The organism is Psychrobacter sp. 1U2 (assembly GCF_051847575.1).
The window spans coordinates 1-586 of sequence record NZ_JBPYDC010001511.1 but is presented as its reverse complement, the minus strand read 5'-3'; the positions used below and the strand labels follow the sequence as shown (position 1 = coordinate 586).

Here is a 586-nt window from a genome sequence, read left to right as displayed (position 1 = left end):
ACTTCAATTACAAAATATACTCCTGTAAGCCACCACAATGCTTCCCAATACATTCTTCTACTAGAATCCATCTACGATTTACCCTCTAATGATATGTTATTGCTCGTTAATTTGATTTAATTATATTTCATCCGTATGGCAGGAATTTATGAACTAAATTTAGCAGTCGTTGAGTGCACTTACTTCTTTTCAACAAAATTAATTTCAATATACTTAATCTACTATGTCCAGATATCTTTACAATAGCTAACTAGTTGGTTCGCGACATATATTGTCGCTTATTTATAGTTCATTATAAAAAAATACAATTATTATGCTATATTTATTTAGCAATAATTGCGTAACATTAATTAATTATATTTTTTGGAGTAACTATGAAATCACCTTTTTTACTATCTATAGCTGTTTTAACGCTTTCATCTCTTATTTCTACTGTTGCTGCAGCAGCGCCTAGTTTTCCTAAAGGTATCACCATACTCGATGATCAACACGAAGGCGTGTATTCAACGCTTTGGACAGCCTATCCTATGACTGTTGAAAGTTATATTGGCACTAAACAAAACATACCATCAACTATGCTAGTAGC

At 31.7% G+C, this 586-nt stretch carries 1 protein-coding gene; it reads left to right on the top strand.

Annotation, left to right across the window (positions count from 1 at the left end; genetic code table 11):
• Positions 1 to 374: 374 nt before the first annotated feature.
• On the top strand, positions 375 to 586 hold a 212-nt coding region (locus tag ACS8FD_RS22900; RefSeq protein ID WP_439277549.1), incomplete at its 3' end, for a hypothetical protein.